Source organism: Spirosoma utsteinense (genome assembly GCF_014282275.1).
GTDB lineage: Bacteria > Bacteroidota > Bacteroidia > Cytophagales > Spirosomataceae > Spirosoma > Spirosoma utsteinense.
The window spans coordinates 200,488-218,235 of record NZ_VFIA01000001.1 but is presented as its reverse complement, the minus strand read 5'-3'; the positions used below and the strand labels follow the sequence as shown (position 1 = coordinate 218,235).

Here is a 17,748-nt window from a genome sequence, read left to right as displayed (position 1 = left end):
CGAAAAATGGCTGATTTAGTTACAGCTATAACTAAAAATCAGCCATCTGGTTCGACAGAGCTGGTTACTACGGCTCAAGTAGGTCTGGTCTTCGGGTTCTTGTCCGCTCCAGAGCCTGTTCATAGCGCCACTCGTCGATCTTCGCTTCGTGTCCCGACAGTAGAATGGCTGGAACCGAATTACCCTCAAATTCGGCGGGACGGGTATACACCGGCGGGGCCAGCAGGTTATCCTGAAAGGAGTCGGTCAATGCCGATGTCTCGTCATTGAGCACCCCAGGCAGCAACCGGATAATCGCGTCGGACAGGACGCAGGCCGCCAGTTCTCCCCCACTCAGTACATAATCGCCGATGCTTATTTCTTTGGTGATGAACAGCGTCCGTACACGCTCATCGACACCTTTGTAGTGTCCACAAAGGATGATCAGGTTTTGCTTTAGCGACAGCGTATTCGTCGTTTGCTGGTTGAGCCGCTCGCCATCGGGCGTCATATAAATAACTTCGTCATAGGCCCGGTCGGCCTGCAACGCACGAATACAGCGGGCGATGGGTTCGATCTGCATGACCATACCTGCTCCGCCACCAAACGCATAGTCATCTACCCGCCGGTGTTTATCGGCGGTGTAGTCGCGCAGGTCATGCACAACTACCTCCACATAGCCACCCTGCTGGGCCCGTTGCAAAATCGAATGGGCAAAGAAACTATCCAGCAGGCGGGGCAGGCAGGTGATAATATCAATCCTCATCGGTGTTGTCTTCGTCATCGGCTACGTCACCGTTCGCCACATCGGGCTTACTCTCATCGGCCATGTAGATGTCCAGTAATCCGTCAGGCAGGGCTACATTCAATTTTTGATTGGCCCGATCAACGGTCCGTACAATGTCGCTGTTGATCGGAATCAGCACTTCCTTGCCTTGGTAGTCCATAGCAATCAAATCCTGAGCGTTCATCGCATAAACACCCCGAACTGTACCCAGTTCGCCGGCTTCGGCATCGATCACCTGGTACCCTACAATTTCGTGAAAGTAGAACCGGGTTTCGTCCGTGATGGGTTCAAGTTCATCCAGGGGCAGGTAAGCCGCGCAGTTGATGAGCCGTTCGGCCTGTTCGATGGTATCGATATCTTCAAAGGCTACGATGGCGCGGCTCCCCTTGACGATGGCGATGGACTCAATGAAATACGGAATCAACTCCCCTTTCACTTCCAGCAGCACCGATTCCAGGTCAGCGTACTCTTTTGGATCGTCGACGTCCAGATAGAGTACCAGCTCACCACTGACGGCATGCGTTTTGGTGATATGGCCTAATTGGTAACAATCGTCTTTAGTCATGGTATTGTCGGATCACCGACTGTCGGCCTCAGCCGGGTTAATAGTAATAAAAAGAGCCTGTCCAGATACGAACAGGCTCTTCTATAACAATGTAAGAAGGAAAATTATTCCGCAGCCTTCGTTTCATCGGTATCCGCAGCGGCCGGAGCTACTTCTTCAGCAGCTGGTGCTGCTTCTGCAACAGGCTCTTCAGCTACTGGCGCAGCCTCTGCTTCAGCAACAGGAGCTGCTTCAGCTACAGGCGCAGTTTCTTCAACAGGCGCGGCTTCTGCAACAGGAGCTACTTCTTCAACGGCTGGTGTCTCTGCAACGGGAGCTGCTTCTGCCACCGGCGCAGCTTCTTCAACGGCTGGTGCTTCAGCAACGGGAGCCACTTCTTCAACCACAGGGGCTGCTGCTACTGGCTCTTCAGCTACTTCAACGACAGGCTCTTCTACCTTGTTTTTCTTAACAATGGCTTCTGCCCGAGCGTCATTCACTTTCTTCTCCGCTTCCAGACGAACGGCACGAGCCTGCTCTTTAGTCTGCGTTTTGGTATCGGCAGCGCTGTCTTTACGATTTTGCTTGTCGTCCTTCCAGGTCGTGTATTTCTCATCGGCCTGATCCTGTGTGATAGCGCCCTTGTTAACGCCTACCTGCAGGTGTTTGCGGTACATGATGCCTTCGTGCGATAATACCGAACGCGCGGTATCTGTCGGCGTAGCACCAACCATAAGCCAGTAAACGGCCCGTTCCGACTTTAATACGACCGTCGAAGGGTCGGTGTTGGGGTTGTATGAACCGATCTTTTCAATAAACCGGCCATCGCGGGGCGAAGTTGATTCTGCCACTACGATGTCATACATCGCCATTTTTTTGCGTCCACGACGCGCTAAACGAATTTTAACAGCCATTTGTGCTTGTTTGGTTTTGATGGGAGACGAACTCCCTCGTAAAACGTGGCCGCAAAGGTAGGAAAAATTATTGAGGTTAGCCGCTCAAAGTTTATCATTTATAAGCCGGCTCCCTTTTTCACTCTTCTATGCTTCTCGTATAGAAACCTGTAAGGGTTTATGGCGTCTAAATAAGATGGCTGGTTTCTGTTGTCTATTCCGGGTTGACCGGAACAGGGCCAATGCTCAAACAAAGAATAACTAGCTGATAACTAGCTAGTTATTCACGAGTATTAGTTTCCATCGTAACGCTTATTTGCTTTAGTATCTTTTTGACTTAATCGTACTTGTATGAAGCTGTTTAATCTATTATTTTCATTTTTTCTGATTGCCACTTCTGTTTTAGCCCAGTCTCCTACGCCTGCGCTATTGCCTTATCCACAGTCTGTTGTCTTAAGGTCAGGCTTTTTTCGGTTAACCAACACGTTCAGCATCGGCGTAGTGAGTCCCACGCCGGACACACTGTTGCTCGGAGCAGCCAATCGGATGCAACAACGGCTAAACCAACGTACGTCCCTTTATTTTAACCAGGAACAGGTATTGGCTGGAAAATCTTCCGGTACCGAATCGCTGGTGATTACAGTAGCAAAATCAACGCTACCCGAAATTAAAACGGTGGAATCCTATACACTAACCGTTGGCGATAAAGCGATATTGCTGAATGCACCAACTACGCTGGGTGCTCTGCACGGTCTGGAAACCTTGCTTCAACTTGTTCAGGCAGACACCAGCGGATTTTATCTGCCTCAGGTACAAATTATCGATGCCCCCCGTTTTGTATGGCGTGGTTTCATGATGGATGTAGCCCGCCACTTTATTTCTATCGACGCCCTGAAACGAACAATCGATGCGATGTCGGCGGTCAAAATGAACGTACTCCACCTTCACCTGTCCGATGATGAAGGATTCCGGGTTGAGTCCCTGATTTTCCCCAGGCTGCATAAGGCTGGCTCCAACGGCCAGTATTATACCCAGCCCCAGATTCATGAACTCGTAGCCTATGCCCACGACCGGGGTATCATCATAGTACCGGAGTTCGATCTGCCGGGACATAGCCGAAGCTGGTTTGCCGGGTATCCTGAACTGGCGAGTGCTCCCGGGCCTTATAAGCCTGGCCCGCGTTTCGATATTGACCGTAGCAAGCCAGTTAACATGATGGCGATGATGCAACTGATAAATACGGCAGCTACGCCAACCATCGATCCGACCAAAGAACAGACATATCAGTTTCTGGATAAACTACTGGCCGAGATGGTATCCCTGTTCCCGGCTCCTTATTTACATATAGGAGCGGACGAAAACAATGGGGTAGCCTGGAAACAGAACCCCACCATCGAGGCTTTTATGGTGCAAAACAACCTGAAAGACACCCACGCCCTTCAGAATTATTTCATTCGGCGGATTTATGCACTGGCTAAAAAATACAATCGAACGATGCTGGCCTGGGAGGAAGCCTTTGGGCCGGAGTTACCACCCGATGTTGGCGTACAAATCTGGAAACCAGCCCTGGCAGGACCCGTAGTATCAGCGCAGACAATTACTGACAAAGGCAACCCGGTCATTATATCACGTGGCTTTTACCTGGATTATTTTCTACCCGCTCATGTGCATTACTCCAACGACGCGATTCCGTCGGCAACCTTACCGGCCCTTTGGGGTGGCGAAGCAGCCCTCTGGAGTGAACTGGTCGATGAAACAACCGTCGATGGCCGCGCATGGCCAAGGGCCGCTGCCATTGCTGAACGATTCTGGTCGCCCGCATCGTTCACCGATGTCGATGATTTGTATCGTCGCCTGTTTGTGATCAGTAACCAGCTCGAAGGCAACGGCCTCAATCATCGCCTGAACAGTGACCGGCTGCTGCGGCAACTTGCCAACGGACAGGCAATCGACAGGCTGAAAGCCGTTTCCGACGTACTGACACCCGTAAAAGGCTACAAACGGCTTATGGTCCAAATGGGCAAGCCGGTTGGCGCTACCTATCAACGGTCACCGTTTAACCAGTTAGCCGACCTGCTTAATCCCGACTCCGAAGCTGCTTACGAATTCCGGCAACTGGTAAAAAGCTATCTTCAACAAAAAAATGGGGATACAGAAATCAGGTTGCGTCAGCAGTTACGTATCTGGCAGCAAGCACCAAGTGCCATTCGTCCGCTACTCACGCAGGCACCTGCCCTTAAACCACTAGTAACGCACGCTATACGCTTATCAAGTGCCGCTCAGGCGTTACTACTCGTCCTGGACAACCCAACGGAAGCCAATAAAGCGAGTGCTCTAGATACTATAAAAAAGGCCCGAACGGCATCCGACGAGGTAGAAATCGCCATTGCGGATGAACTGGAAGCCGTCGTTAGTGGCACGTTGAAAGCCCGACCGGTAAGCTATTCAATGTTTTAGCTACTCAATTAATAAAAAACCCATACAACCCAAGCCTATAAGCCGGGTTCTGTCCTCCAGCTTGCGCCGAATGGCTTATCATTTATCTGGGATGCCGGTCACCCGACACCTCATTCGACCTACCCGCGTCGGTGTTGGCCCTTGCGGGCCGCTGGCGACGAGCAGCCGCGCGTCCGACGCTTATTTGGTCTTTCAGCCCCTAAGGTTTATCTGGCCCCGTCGGTCACCCGACGGGCGGTGGGCTCTTACCCCACCATTTCACCCTTACCCATTTTTCAATGAGTGAATGGTAAAATGGGAGAATGATAGAAAGAGTAAACAGGAGTCCTGCACCTTATTCATTCATTGACACCTTTACTCATTCACCCATTGAAAGTGGGCGGTATATTTTCTGTGACACTGGCTGTCGAACGGCCGTCACCAGCCGTCCGCCTTCCCGTTAGGAAGTAGGGTGCCCTATGCTGCCCGGACTTTCCTCGCCCCGCCAGGGCGGAACGCGATAAGCTGGCCTGAGTTGTTTGGGAAATACAAAGGTACGCCGTTTGATCGGGTTTTCGACCAAACGGCGTGAATCGAGATCCTGATGGCCATGTTACAACGGGTTTATAACCCTTCCACTTTTACATCGATGCGGCCCCGTGCATTGACTACGGCGAGGAGAGCGGTGGGTGTCAGGTAGACCTGGTCGGGGCGAATTTCATCGATACGACCATTCATGGTCACTCCCTTAACGACCTGGTTGTTTTTGAGCCGCTCCTGGATCAGCTTCTGCATATCGGTAATGTATGAACCAACGGGAAATGTCAGCTGCTTTTCAAGCGTTCGGGCAAACGTACCCTGCAATAACCAGCTCGCCGACCGCTGAAGCACGTTCCGTGTATCAAGATCGTATGTAAGGTCTTTGAGCGAAATTGTTTGTGACTGAGCATCGTAATAGGGTCGGCCACGCAGGTAGATATCACCCGTAATAGTACCCTTCAGGCCCGCTTTAATAATCAGGGTTTCGTTCTGGCCGTACAAGTCTATGCTCATGACCGTGACATTATAGCGATCATCACTAAACTTGAAATTCTTGCCAACCAGCTCTTCAGCTGCCAGTTTAGCGGCTTCAGGGTAGCTAACTTCACTCAGCAAACCAATCTGAAAGTCGTCTTTCACCCGGGTAACGACAGTCAGGTCGGGTAACGAAATGACGGGGATGACCGCCGGTTTTGCGCCGGTCGTAGTCAGGGTAAAGCCTTCGATACCGATGGTAGCCCGGACGGTTCGTCCCTCAAATCGTAACGGTGTGATAAGTATTCGTTTGGGTACTACCTGTAAGTAGGTCCGGTATTGCTCGGAGAGCAAATAGGGGTCGCGCAAGGTATTCCATACCTTAAGCACAGGCGTCCGAAGATCTACGTTCCGCCGGATCTGCTGATCCAGCGTTTTCGTAATGGTCCCCAGGTTCTTGTCGATCATCCGGCTGACCAGGTTCGTAATGGGAACATTGAAACCGACAACACTGACCGTTGGGCGTCGCACCCAACCGTATCCATCGGCCTGTGTCTGGGTATTTACCGACCAATCCTGATCAAGGTCGAATTTTGTTTTGAACCGCAGATCAATGTCGAACTCCGTCTCTTTGTACTGGGTAAAGCCCAACACCGACACGCCCGCTTTTGCCCATATCCGTAAGGGAACTGTAAAATGGAACAGGCTGTCTTCCGCGTTTACGATGATTGTGCCCCGTTTCCAGACTTTAGTCATGAACTGGTCCTTGTTATTATCGTCCAGACTATTGTCTTCGTAGATCAGCCCCGTCACCTGCGCATTGATCTGCCGTTCGATATCGGCCATAGCAATTGAAACAGGAATGTGAACAGTCGATAAAAAACGGTCATTTCTAACTTCCATCCGGGTAGTGTTGTAGGCTTCTTTGGGCGCTTTAGGACTCAGGCGACTCGATTTGGTGGGCTGGCAACTGGTAAAAAATACGCCTATGCACAGGAACAGGCAGCAAAGAGCAGGCGGCAAAAAACGGGTCATGGTGTGAAGCCTAATAGATTACGGTGGTTAAAACCCTGCCAGTGCGGTCCGGCGTTCCGGTCGTAGACCCTGGTAATGGTTGAAGTTAAAACCCTGCCAGTGGTCGTAGACCCTGGTAGTGGTTGAAGTTAAACCTACACAAAACTCAACCACTACCAGGGTCTACGACCACTGGCAGGGTTTACTTACTTGATCGTAACCTTCGTGGCACCGTAACCAAACTTCTGTTTCTGGGCGTCCTCAAAAAATTTAACGTTGGAATGCTGGCCCAGCCGGCGGTGTAACTCGCTCCGTAGGGCACCGCTTCCAAGGCCATGGATAAAGGTGATATCGCTCATTCCACTGGCGATGGCGTTTTCCAGGTTCTTTTCAAAGATATGCAGTTGCAGCGTCAGCAGATCGGACGGCGTACGGTTACCCGTGCCGTTAGGCAGCAGTGCCTCGATATGCAGATCAACTACCGACGTTGGCCGCTCAATCGAAACGTCGCCCGGATCGGATTTGGATTTCAGCATTTCGGCCTTCAGCTCATCAGGCCGTATCGTTACGGGTTTAGGGCGATTACTGGCTGGTGCCTGGGGTGCTGCTTCGCTTGTTTCGGCATCCAGCTGGGTCAGAAAACCAGGTTGGCCCAGGACGGGAACAGTTGCTTTCTTGTTGAAAAATGTAGCCGCCCGACCTTTGAACCGTTTGATCAGCGGAGGCCGCAACGACGATTTTCCGGCCCGGAACCAGAGTCCCTGTACCACAAACGTTGGCCATTCTTCAAATTTGGCATGTTCATAGTGGTCGTTCATCTTCTGCTGCGATTTTGGCTTGAGCACACCACTCCCGATCCCCCGGAACTGCGCGCCACCTCCAGGAGCCGCCGACTCCTCCCCCAATACGTACGGAAAGTCCCAGTCGGTATTATTGATCAGGTGCAGCGTATACTCCCGATCATTGACCGCCACAAAAGCCAGGTAGATACCCTGATTCGACAGGATCGTCGGTGCCGTGGCAGCAACCGTTTTTTGTGGGGCAAAAGTGCTGGTCTTCAATAGCCGCTCGGCCTCCAGGGGTGAAACCGCCACCAGTTCGGAACGCATGACCGGAATCCGAAAGCCATCTTCAATCTCTATTTCAATCATGTCGCCGGGCAGGAAACGCGAGATGACTCCCTGTTCTTTCGCCCGCAACAGCCGGACTTTATCACCAATATTCATAAGCAGTCAATAAATTAATCAGATCATCGGATGGGTCTGCTAAAGGAAACCCAATAGAGGCCGTCAATTGTTCAAAAGTACAATGGATTGAACAGAGCCACACCGTAAACGTGTACTTGATACGCATCAATGTTTCTGTACTGCCAGTCAATGGCCCGATCAGCGGTATCGACCGGACCAGCCAAAATCGTTAAATTTGTCTGACACTTACGCGCTATCCAATGCCTGCCCCCGTAAACGAAAAACTTGACTTGGCCACCAATTTTGTCCTGCATACCAACCGGCATATTTTCCTGACGGGCAAGGCCGGCACCGGAAAAACCACGTTTCTGCATCAGATTAAGCAGTCGAATGCAAAACGGCTGGCGGTAGTAGCGCCAACGGGTGTGGCTGCCATCAACGCCGGGGGCGTCACGATACACTCCCTGTTTCAGCTGCCCTTCGGACCCATAATACCCGGATCGACCCAGAAAGACGCACGTCGATTCAGCCGCGAAAAAATAAATCTGCTCCGCACCCTCGACCTCCTTGTCATCGACGAAATCAGTATGGTTCGCGCCGACGTGCTTGATGGGATCGACGATGTGCTGCGCCGGTACCGAAGCAGCACACAGCCCTTTGGCGGGGTGCAGCTGCTGCTCATCGGCGATATGCAGCAGTTGCCGCCGGTAATTCGGGAAGACGACTGGGCCGTGCTCAGCCCCTATTACGACACGGGCTATTTTTTCGGTAGCCGCGCGCTGGGCCAGACGCCGTATGTATCCATCGAACTGACGCACATCTACCGGCAATCCGACAAACAATTTATCGATTTGCTGAACGGCGTACGGGAGAAGACCATCACGCGGGAGCAGTTTACGCAACTCAACCAACGGTATATTCCCGATTTTACGCCCGGTGATGAGGAAGGCTATATCACGCTGTCGACGCATAATAACACCGCTCAGCAAATCAACAGCCAGAAGCTTCAATCGCTGAAAGCTAAGCTCCATACGTTTACGTCCACCACCGAAGGGGAGTTTCCCGAGCATATGTATCCTACAGAGGCTAAACTGGAGCTGAAAGTAGGGTCGCAGGTGATGTTTATCAAAAACGACATTTCCCGCGACAAGCTGTATTACAATGGCAAGATTGGCCGGATTACGGCCATTGACGATGACGTGATCCACGTAAAGAGCGCGTCTGACGGGCAGATGATCTACGCTACCCCCGTTGACTGGGAGAACATCCGGTATACGATCGATACCGACACCAAAGAAATCAAAAGTGACGTTATCGGTCGATTCACGCAGTACCCGCTGAGACTGGCCTGGGCCATTACGATCCATAAAAGCCAGGGCCTTACCTTCGAAAAAGCCATTATCGATGCCTCCGCGGCTTTTGCGCATGGTCAGGTATATGTGGCACTCAGCCGCTGCAAAACCCTCGGCGGGCTGGTTCTTCGAACTCCTATTCCATCGAGCAGCATCAAAACGGAGCGTACCCTGGAGGATTTCCACGAACAGGTTCAGCAGCAGACGCCCACCCAACAGCACCTGCACGACTCCAAGCGCACCAATCAGGAAATGCTGTTGCAGGAACTGTTCTCATTCGAAGAAGCGAGTTCAATGGCCTACCGTTGCCGCCGGGTTGCCAACGAACATGCCGGTAGTTTGCCGGAAGAACTAATGCCGCTACTGACCCAGCTTACCGACATGCTGCAAACCAAAGCCCGCGATGTGTCACGCCGGTTTGTGCACCAGCTTCCCGGCTATTTTTCTGCCGATGCGTTGCCCGAAGCCAACGAGCCGTTACAGGATCGAATCCGTAAAGCGGGACTCTATTTTCAGTCTTTACTGACCGACGAGCTTTTGCCTCTGCTACAGCGTTGCCCCACAGACTCCGACAACAAACAGGTACGGGATTCGCTGCTCGAAGCGCTGGATGAACTGGAGAAACAGCTGTTCAGTAAATCCCGCTGTTTTGCCGGTCTTGACACCGGGTTCGATGCGCTGCTGTATCTACAGACCCGCAACCTGGCTGAACTCGATTTCCGGCCGGAGCGCCGGAAGAACGAGGTGGCCGCGCCGGGCAGCGACGCCCGAGGCAATGGGTTATATGGTGCCCTGATGAAATGGCGGAACGATACGGCCGGTGAGCACGGCGCATCGGCCTACATGGTTCTACCCCAGAAAACAATTGTCGAACTGGCGCGTATCCGTCCAACCAACAAGGCCGAACTACTGGCGATCAAGGGATTTGGCAAGACGAAAGTGAAACAGATTGGCGACGAGGTACTGCGAATCATTCAGGAATATACAGGAGGGCCATCCGGCAAAGCGGATACATCGGCGGGTACGCTGGCTATCCCGAAAGTCAAAAAGGAGAAAGACCCCAAAGGTTTCTCCCCAGTGGTTACACTCGCTTTCTTTCGGTCGGGCAAGTCTATCTCCGAAATCGCTGAAGAACGAAGCCTGGCCATTTCGACGGTCGAGGCCCATCTGGCACAGGCCGTCAGCTCCGGCGAACTCACCATCGATGCGCTGCTGCCCCCGGCCAAAATTTCAGCCATTCGCTCCTACCTGGTTGAGAATAAGTCTCAGACGCTGGGAGAGGCCAAAAACGCGTTGGGTAACGATGTGACGTATAGCGAAATTCGGTTTGTCTACAACGCCATGCGGGCAGAGGAAGTATAGCAGCCAGACAGGCGCTCGCCTAATACCCGCCGTAGAATTTCCGCAATCCCCATTCCGCCGTTACCAGTATCAGGACGACGAAAAACAGCCAGCGCCAGTTGATGATTTCGTTCATTTCTTCGGTACTCGTCAGCCGGGAGGGATGCGGTCGTGCCGCTATCGTGCGAACCAGCTCATTGACACCAGCAGCGGTATAAAACTGACCACCCGTCTGCTGAGCTAACTGCCGGAGAAGACCGTGATCGGCGGTGGTATTCAGAGCTTCGAGCTGGAGATCCCGTACTACAAACTGACCGGCCGATTGCTCCGTCTTTCCATTAACCGCAACACTGGCCCGAAACCGGTAGGCTCCCTGAGGCAGCCGGCTAATCTCGAACCGGCTGTTGCTGGCCGTTGGTGTGTAAGTATACGAGCGTGTTATGCCTTTTTCGTCGCTGATTTCCAGCCGAACGGGTTTATCATACAGCCGCTCATAGATATCATTGTAGAGTTCTGTTACGAAAATGACTTTCTCTCCTGCTACGAACTCATCGCGGATCGGGTAAACGCGGAGCTTCCGACGGTCTTCTTTCACCGAAATCAGTTGAATGACTTTCTGCATCAACTCATCGACGACCTCCTGTTTATCGGTCAGGGCATATTCTTCCAGTCGCCACGCCCACAGACCTTCGCCCGCCAGCACAGCGGTTTTACGTGGGGCCGTCACATTGATAGCCAGCAGTGGCTTGGTGGTGCGTACGCTGCCAACCTGTTGCCATAATACAACCTCACTGCCCGGCTGTAATCGAAAATCGCCGTAGGGAACGGCCATAGGAGGCAGTTTGCTTAACAGTTCCAGCCGGGCCGGGTCGAGATTGAGCTGTTTGAAATTAGGGTTAAAAACCCCGGTCACTTTATCGCTCTGATTCGCCTGAGCACTAACCTGCATGACAGGATTCGAGGTGTTGAACGGCCCCAGCGCCGACTGATTACCCAGTACAAACAGGACGGGGGTATTTTTGGTCAGGTATTTCCGAAGCAGCTCGCTTCCAAATCCATTGTTGTCGGGAATCTGGTGGAGAATAAGGAGATCGTAGGTTTTGTCGGCGGGAGGATTAGGGTCGGCAGAACCGGTTATGATCCGCACATCGACTTCGTAATTCTGATTTTTCTCCAGCAAATTCCGGATGGCCTTCACGTCGGGGTGGGGCGTCAGGGCCAGCAATAGTACTTTTTCTTTACCGTCGATCACATCCAGGTAAACATCCTGCCGGTTGTTACGGGTACTGAATTCGCCGGCTTGCGGCAACACCTCCACCACATAATGCTGAACCCCCTTCTGCGTTGCCGTGGCTTGAAACGTCAATTGGTTGAAGCTATCATTGCTCGTGAAGTTGACCGACTGCCGGCCCAGTTCCCGCCCGTTCTGTCGGAGTACGACCGTAGCACTCCGTCCCTGAAACCCGTTGCTGACCACTTCGGCCTGAACGGGAAACTGATTGCCCAGGTAAGCAATCCGGTTAGCCACGATACCTTTCAGTTGAATATCGCGTTTCGGAATGGTATCACCCAGGCCTACTGTCTGCACGGCAAACGGGTATTTGCCAAAAGTAGGTGAAACCCCCTGATTGAAAATCCCGTCCGATACCAGGATGACATCAGTCAGGTTGCGGCCTTCGTAGTCAGATCGAATACCCGACAGCAGCCCCGACAGGTCGGTTGTTCGTCCGGTAAATGAAATCTGTGTTAGATCCGGTGCCTGCGCTCCGTCGGCGGGTAACGTGTCGCCAAACGTACGGATCGACACATCCAGTCCTTTTTCGGTCAGTTGCTGACGAATGGCCTGCAATCCCGACAGCGCCTGGTTGAGCGCCGGACGCCCGGCGGCTGCTACCGACTCGGAGTTGTCGATGGCAAGTACAACTTTAGGCTTCTCGGTTAGCGTCTGGAGGCTGCGGATGAGCGGATTAAGCAGCAGAAAGCATAGCAGGCTCACGAGTACAAACCGCAGGGCAGCCAGCCCGTAGGTTGTCCGTTTATCAAATCCACCAACGGCAGTACCACTACCTACCAACTGCGGAAGCGGTTGATACATAGCAAATGCATAGACCGCTCCAACGAGCAAACATACCAGAATCCACCAGGGGGAGGATTGAAAGACAACGTCAGAACGCATGGATAAAGTCGAAAGTCGTAAAAGTCGAAAGAGTAAGTCGTATGAGTCGTAATTAGCTGACGCATAGTCGTTACGACTCATACGACTTACTCTTTCGACTTTATTAGGTTAGCATTCCTCCATCCACCTGCAACACCTGACCGGTGATGTAGCGGGAGAGGTCAGACGCCAGGAAGACAGCGCAGTCGGCAACCTCTTCGGGCTGGCCACCGCGTTTCAGCGGGATCTGCTGTTTCCATTCCTCGACGGCTTTTTCATTGATTTCACCGGTCATTTCGGTCTCGATGAAGCCCGGTGCGATCGCATTGGACCGAATATTACGCGAGCCCAGTTCGAGCGCTACCGACTTCGTAAACCCAATTATACCTGCTTTTGAGGCCGCGTAGTTGGCCTGCCCGGCATTACCACGGATGCCTACTACCGATGTCAGGTTGATGATTGAACCTGACTTAGCCTTCATCATTGGTTTGATAACCGCCTTTGTCAGGTTAAAGACCGACTTTAGATTAACGGTAATCACGGTATCCCATTGTTCTTCGGTCATTCGCATGAGCAGACCGTCTTTGGTAATGCCTGCGTTGTTGACCAACACGTCGATTCTTCCAAAATCGGCAACAACCTGACCTATGAGTTCCTCAGCCGCTTTGTAGTCCGACGCATCCGACCGGTAGCCTTTCACCTGCCCGCCAAATGCCCGAAGCTCCTCTTCCAGTGCCTGTCCTTTTTCAACACTCGACAGATAGGTGAAGGCCAGCGATGCGCCTTCCTGTACAAATTTTTGTGCCATTGCCCGGCCAATTCCGCGCGATGCGCCGGTGATCAGTACTACTTTTCCTTTCAGTAAATCCATTCGTCAATTTCCGTGAATCATAAAAGCGGGATGCGCTATAAAGGGTTATCTGTTGTTCCCGTACTCATCATCCGTTCTCTATGATCCATTTACATAAAGTTTGGCCAAAAATAGCCATTTAGGCGCAAACGACAAGGTCAGTCAGGCCGCGTAAGTACATAACGAACAGTGAAGTTTCCCCGTAACCCAGCCAACAGATTGACGTTCCATGATTGGGCATTTGTGTCCGCTTCGTTAAACGGCGTGTAGGCAACCGACGCGCTGCCCAGCGATGTTTCTATAAGGAAGCGCTTTCCTGCCATGTAGGCAAGTCCCATGCCAAACGTTGCGCTTGCTGTATAGGTTGTATTCGTGTTTACCCCAGACTTTAATAGGGTATAAGACGCTCCAACGCGGGTATAGGGTGTTAATCGGGTCGATGTCCAGTAGTGCTGAAAATAGGGGGCAATCCCCACCGACCAGTAATTGCTCGTATACGTGGGTAAATTCTGGTTAAAGCTTTCTCCCGACCCGAAAAACAACGGTACACTAACCCCAAGGAGGTTGTTCTTGCCAATAAAATACCCGACCGACGGCGAAAGGGTGTAACTACTCGTTGTTTGATTGCGCTGCGTGTTGCTCTCATACTCCGAGGAGGAGCGCTCGACGGAAAAACCCCCTTCGATTACCCAGTTACCGCGGTTCGTCTGCTCGTTGTCGCGTGGCTGCTCAGCATCCGATTTCCGATCCGAGCCTGTCCAGTATACGAGGCCGGTGTTTACACTGGCCACTGAAAACGGTAATGAGCGTGTTGCTGCCGATAGCTGGAGAGCCAGCCGTTTTGTCACGAAATAATTCACACCCGCTTCCAGATACGGACCGATCGTTACACCATTGACCCACTGGTTCGTTGGGACATCCTGTGGATTCGTACTAATAGGCTCACCGTTGTTCAGCCGTTCGCTATTGACCTGCGCTGATAATCCAACACCAGCAAAAACCTGAACCGGTGCAAACTGCCAGTACCGACGCACAAACGGCACGAATTCGACCGCTACCTGATTAATGCTCGTAGTTCGGACAGGCTGCCCGTTATACAGTCCATTCTGTATTTTCTGACTGGTGGCTGTACCAGATACTGATGCCCCTACCAGCCAGTTATCGGCAACAAATCGTCCGGCTGTTAAATCGATTGAAGGCTGCCAGTAATCCAGACGGGAAATTGATTGCTGATAGGCTGCCTTATTGTAATTAACCGAGAAACCTCCACTAATGAGGCCGTTTCCTTTTTGCGTCTGCGCCCCGGCAACACCTACCAGCAGCAACCCGGCCAGCGTACATAGCGGTATTTTCATTTTTATTTTATGTTACATTGTGTGGAGCAAAGTAGGGCATTTAGTCATCTGTTCATAAAACGGTCAGTATAAATTTTGTTAAAACTCGTCTCCTGCCAAAGCTAACTACCGGATGCAGTTGCTTAACTTTCCGCCTGATCACCACCCGACCGATTTTCTGCCCATGATACGCTCTATTCTTCTGTTCGGTAGCTGGCTGTTAACGACCAATCTGTTTGCTCAGAAAATTCTTTCACATAACGATTACGCCCAATCTCGCCCGTTCACTGCGGCCTACGAACAGCGAGCCGATTATATTGAAGCCGATGTATGGGTACAGAATGGTAAACTCGTTGTAACACACGATAAACCGGAGGTCCTCGCTCCTACGCTGGATTCGCTCTACCTGACTCCCATAGCTGCTCTGTTCAGCCAATATACCGACAAGGTGAGCCCGGTCAGGGATTATACCTTTAGTCTGGTCATCGACGTGAAGGATGTAGCTTCAGACGTGTTGCCGAAACTGATTACAGCTTTACAGGAGCGTCTACCGTGTTTTAACCGGTCGGCAAATGCCAAAGCCGTCCAGATTATAATCAGTGGCAACCGCCCCAAAATCGACACCTTTCTGGACTACCCGCTGCTTATTCAGTTCGATGGTCGTCCGAGCGAGGTGTATGACGAAGAGACCCTCAAACGCGTCGCCCTCATCAGCGACAATTTCCAGTCCTACTCCCGGTGGGACGGCAACGGCGACCTGCCCGATGCTGACCGCGATAAACTCAAACGGGTTATAAAACGGGCTCATAGCGATAATAAACCCTTCCGTTTCTGGGGTACCCCGGATACTCCCAATGCCTGGAAACAGCTCAGGAAATTAGGTATCGACATTATCAGTACGGACAAAGTGGCGGAGGCAGTGCAGGCCATACGGTAGTGTATGAACTGGCTTACGAGTAAACCACACAGCTATAGGGCTTTTGGAGTTATCGACGCTTGTTGAACACCCTTACCCCTTTTTCTGTCAGATGGACATTCCACAACTTAAAAAAGCCCCGCTCGTTTATGATGTTGCCATCGTCGGCTCAGGGGCCGGTGGCGGTATGGCCGCTTATATGTTGGCTAAAGCCGGGGCTAAAGTCGTCTTGCTCGAAGCGGGCGGCTACTACGACCCGGCTGATCCAAAGTACATCACTCAGCTGAAATGGCCCTGGGAGTCGCCCCGGCGCGGAGCCAGTACGGCAGCCCGGTCCGGTGGAGATTTCGATGCTGCGTGGGGTGGCTGGGACATTGAAGGTGAACCCTATTCGGCTAAAGACGGTACCGAGTTCGGCTGGTTCAGATCCAGAATGCTGGGTGGTCGAACGAACCACTGGGGACGTATCTCCATGCGTTTCGGCCCCGACGATTTTCGTCGTCGTTCCCTGTCAGGCGTTGGTGACGACTGGCCTATCGGCTACGACGACATGAAGCCTTTCTATGACCGGGTAGACAAATTGATTGGGGTCTTTGGCTCTGTCGAAAATTTCCCGAACGAACCCGATGGTATTTTCCTGCCTCCCCCCAAACCCCGCCTGCATGAGTTGATGATCCGGAAGGGTGCCCGCAGTATTGGCATTCCGGTCATTCCGTCGCGCCTGAGTATTTTAACAAAGCCCATCAATAAAGACCGGGGTTCCTGTTTCTATTGCCACCAGTGTAACCGGGGCTGTCAGGCTTATGCCGACTTCTCAGCGTCGTCCGTGCTATGTATTCCAGCCGTTAAAACCGGGAACGTGACCCTTATTAATGGAGCTATGGTTCGGGAGGTATTAACAGACCCTCAAACCGGACTGGCTACGGGGGTGAGCTATGTCAATAACCAAACCCTGGAAGAAGTAACCGTTCGGGCAAAAGCTGTTATGCTGGGTGCCAGTACCTGCGAGTCGGCCCGGATTCTGCTCAACTCCAAATCATCCCGCTTTCCCAATGGACTGGCCAACAGCAGTGGCGTAGTTGGTAAGTACCTGAATGATTCTACGGGTGCCAGCCGTTCGGGCTTTATTCCGGCCCTGATGGATCGCAAACGATATAATGAAGATGGCGTTGGCGGCATGCACGTGTTTACTCCCTGGTGGCTCGATAACAAAAAGCTGGACTTCCCAAGGGGCTACCACATCGAGTACGGAGGTGGCATGGGCATGCCGGGCTACGGGTTCGGCAGTGGCGTTGAAGCAATGCACAGTCTCATTCCCGGCCGCGATGGCAAGATGAAGCCAGGCGGTGGATACGGTGCCGGACTCAAAGACGACTTCCGCCGTTTTTACGGCGCTTATATCAGCATGTCGGGTCGGGGCGAACCTGTGCCGCTGGAAAGCAATTACTGCGAGATCGACCCCAATGCCGTTGACAAGTACGGTATACCCGTGCTGCGCTTCCATTATAAGTGGTCCGATTACGAAGTGAAACAAGCCAAACACATGCAGGATACCTTCGAAGAAATTATCCATGCAATGGGTGGTATTGCCCTTGGCCCTAAACCCGGCCCTACTACGGCTCATGGGTACGGACTGGCCGCGCCGGGCCGTATTATCCACGAGGTAGGAACGGTTCGTATGGGTAATGATCCTCAAACGTCAGCGCTGAACAAGTACCAGCAAGCCCACGACGTAAAAAATCTATTCGTCGTAGATGCCGCACCGTTTGTTTCGCAGGGCGACAAAAACGTCACCTGGACCATCCTGGCTGCTTCCATGCGTACGTCTGAATACCTGATCGATCAGGTTAAGAGCAAAAGTATCTAGCGCTTATAGGTACCTGTAAAGCAAGAAAGGCCGAACGTTTCCGTCCGGCCTTTCTTATTTATCATCTGGGTGGCAGTTG

12 protein-coding genes and 1 other RNA gene are annotated in these 17,748 nt (G+C 52.2%); 4 read left to right on the top strand and 9 right to left on the bottom strand.

The genetic code is table 11. The annotated features are described in order from the left end of the window. Positions 1–67: 67 nt before the first annotated feature. The 3 genes from trmD to FH603_RS00815 all read right to left on the bottom strand — a co-directional run bounded on the left by trmD (position 68) and on the right by FH603_RS00815 (position 2,224). Entirely contained in the window at positions 68–745 is a 678-nt protein-coding gene (gene trmD, locus FH603_RS00825; RefSeq protein WP_186735065.1) for a tRNA (guanosine(37)-N1)-methyltransferase TrmD, read from the bottom strand. Next, positions 735–1,331 carry a ribosome maturation factor RimM gene (gene rimM, locus FH603_RS00820; protein ID WP_186735063.1) on the bottom strand — a complete coding sequence of 199 codons (597 nt, stop codon included), beginning with the start codon at positions 1,329–1,331 and terminating at the stop codon, positions 735–737. The genes trmD and rimM overlap by 11 nt, the downstream gene beginning before the upstream one ends. Positions 1,332–1,435: 104 nt before the next feature. Continuing rightward, positions 1,436–2,224: a 30S ribosomal protein S16 gene (locus FH603_RS00815; RefSeq protein ID WP_186735061.1), complete on the bottom strand. Its 789-nt coding sequence runs from the start codon at positions 2,222–2,224 to the stop codon at positions 1,436–1,438. Between the two features lie 330 nt (positions 2,225–2,554). Here FH603_RS00815 and FH603_RS00810 point away from each other — a divergent pair, with 330 nt between their 5' ends. Next, positions 2,555–4,660 (top strand): beta-N-acetylhexosaminidase, encoded by a 2,106-nt coding sequence (locus tag FH603_RS00810; RefSeq protein WP_186735060.1) that lies wholly within the window; start codon positions 2,555–2,557, stop codon positions 4,658–4,660. A 22-nt stretch (positions 4,661–4,682) separates the two neighbouring features. Here the strand turns inward: FH603_RS00810 and rnpB are convergent. From rnpB to FH603_RS00795, 3 genes are all read right to left on the bottom strand, one after another. Then, an RNA gene (gene rnpB / locus FH603_RS00805) (RNase P RNA component class A) lies at positions 4,683–5,176 on the bottom strand. Between the two features lie 87 nt (positions 5,177–5,263). Next, positions 5,264–6,688 (bottom strand): DUF4403 family protein, encoded by a 1,425-nt coding sequence (locus FH603_RS00800; protein ID WP_186735058.1) that lies wholly within the window; start codon positions 6,686–6,688, stop codon positions 5,264–5,266. A 185-nt stretch (positions 6,689–6,873) separates the two neighbouring features. Further along, a complete protein-coding gene (locus FH603_RS00795; protein ID WP_186735056.1) occupies positions 6,874–7,893 on the bottom strand; it encodes a Smr/MutS family protein in 1,020 nt (339 codons plus the stop codon). 221 nt (positions 7,894–8,114) lie between these two features. On the opposite strand from FH603_RS00795, the gene FH603_RS00790 reads away from it, so the two are divergent. Further along, positions 8,115–10,568: a helix-turn-helix domain-containing protein gene (locus tag FH603_RS00790; RefSeq protein ID WP_186735054.1), complete on the top strand. Its 2,454-nt coding sequence runs from the start codon at positions 8,115–8,117 to the stop codon at positions 10,566–10,568. Between the two features lie 19 nt (positions 10,569–10,587). Here FH603_RS00790 and FH603_RS00785 read toward each other — a convergent pair whose 3' ends face one another. The 3 genes from FH603_RS00785 to FH603_RS00775 form a co-directional block, all read right to left on the bottom strand. Next, positions 10,588–12,723 (bottom strand): VWA domain-containing protein, encoded by a 2,136-nt coding sequence (locus tag FH603_RS00785; RefSeq protein WP_186735052.1) that lies wholly within the window; start codon positions 12,721–12,723, stop codon positions 10,588–10,590. Positions 12,724–12,826: 103 nt separating this feature from the next. Continuing rightward, positions 12,827–13,573 (bottom strand): 3-oxoacyl-[acyl-carrier-protein] reductase, encoded by a 747-nt coding sequence (gene fabG / locus FH603_RS00780; RefSeq protein WP_186735050.1) that lies wholly within the window; start codon positions 13,571–13,573, stop codon positions 12,827–12,829. Between the two features lie 137 nt (positions 13,574–13,710). Further along, a complete protein-coding gene (locus FH603_RS00775) occupies positions 13,711–14,907 on the bottom strand; it encodes a hypothetical protein (protein WP_186735048.1) in 1,197 nt (398 codons plus the stop codon). A gap of 112 nt (positions 14,908–15,019) precedes the next feature. Here FH603_RS00775 and FH603_RS00770 point away from each other — a divergent pair, with 112 nt between their 5' ends. Both FH603_RS00770 and FH603_RS00765 read left to right on the top strand, forming a co-directional pair. Further along, on the top strand, positions 15,020–15,823 hold the full coding sequence (locus FH603_RS00770; protein WP_342355204.1) for a phosphatidylinositol-specific phospholipase C/glycerophosphodiester phosphodiesterase family protein: 804 nt from the start codon (positions 15,020–15,022) through the stop codon (positions 15,821–15,823). A gap of 91 nt (positions 15,824–15,914) precedes the next feature. Next, a complete protein-coding gene (locus FH603_RS00765; protein ID WP_186735046.1) occupies positions 15,915–17,669 on the top strand; it encodes a GMC oxidoreductase in 1,755 nt (584 codons plus the stop codon). Positions 17,670–17,748: the final 79 nt, after the last annotated feature.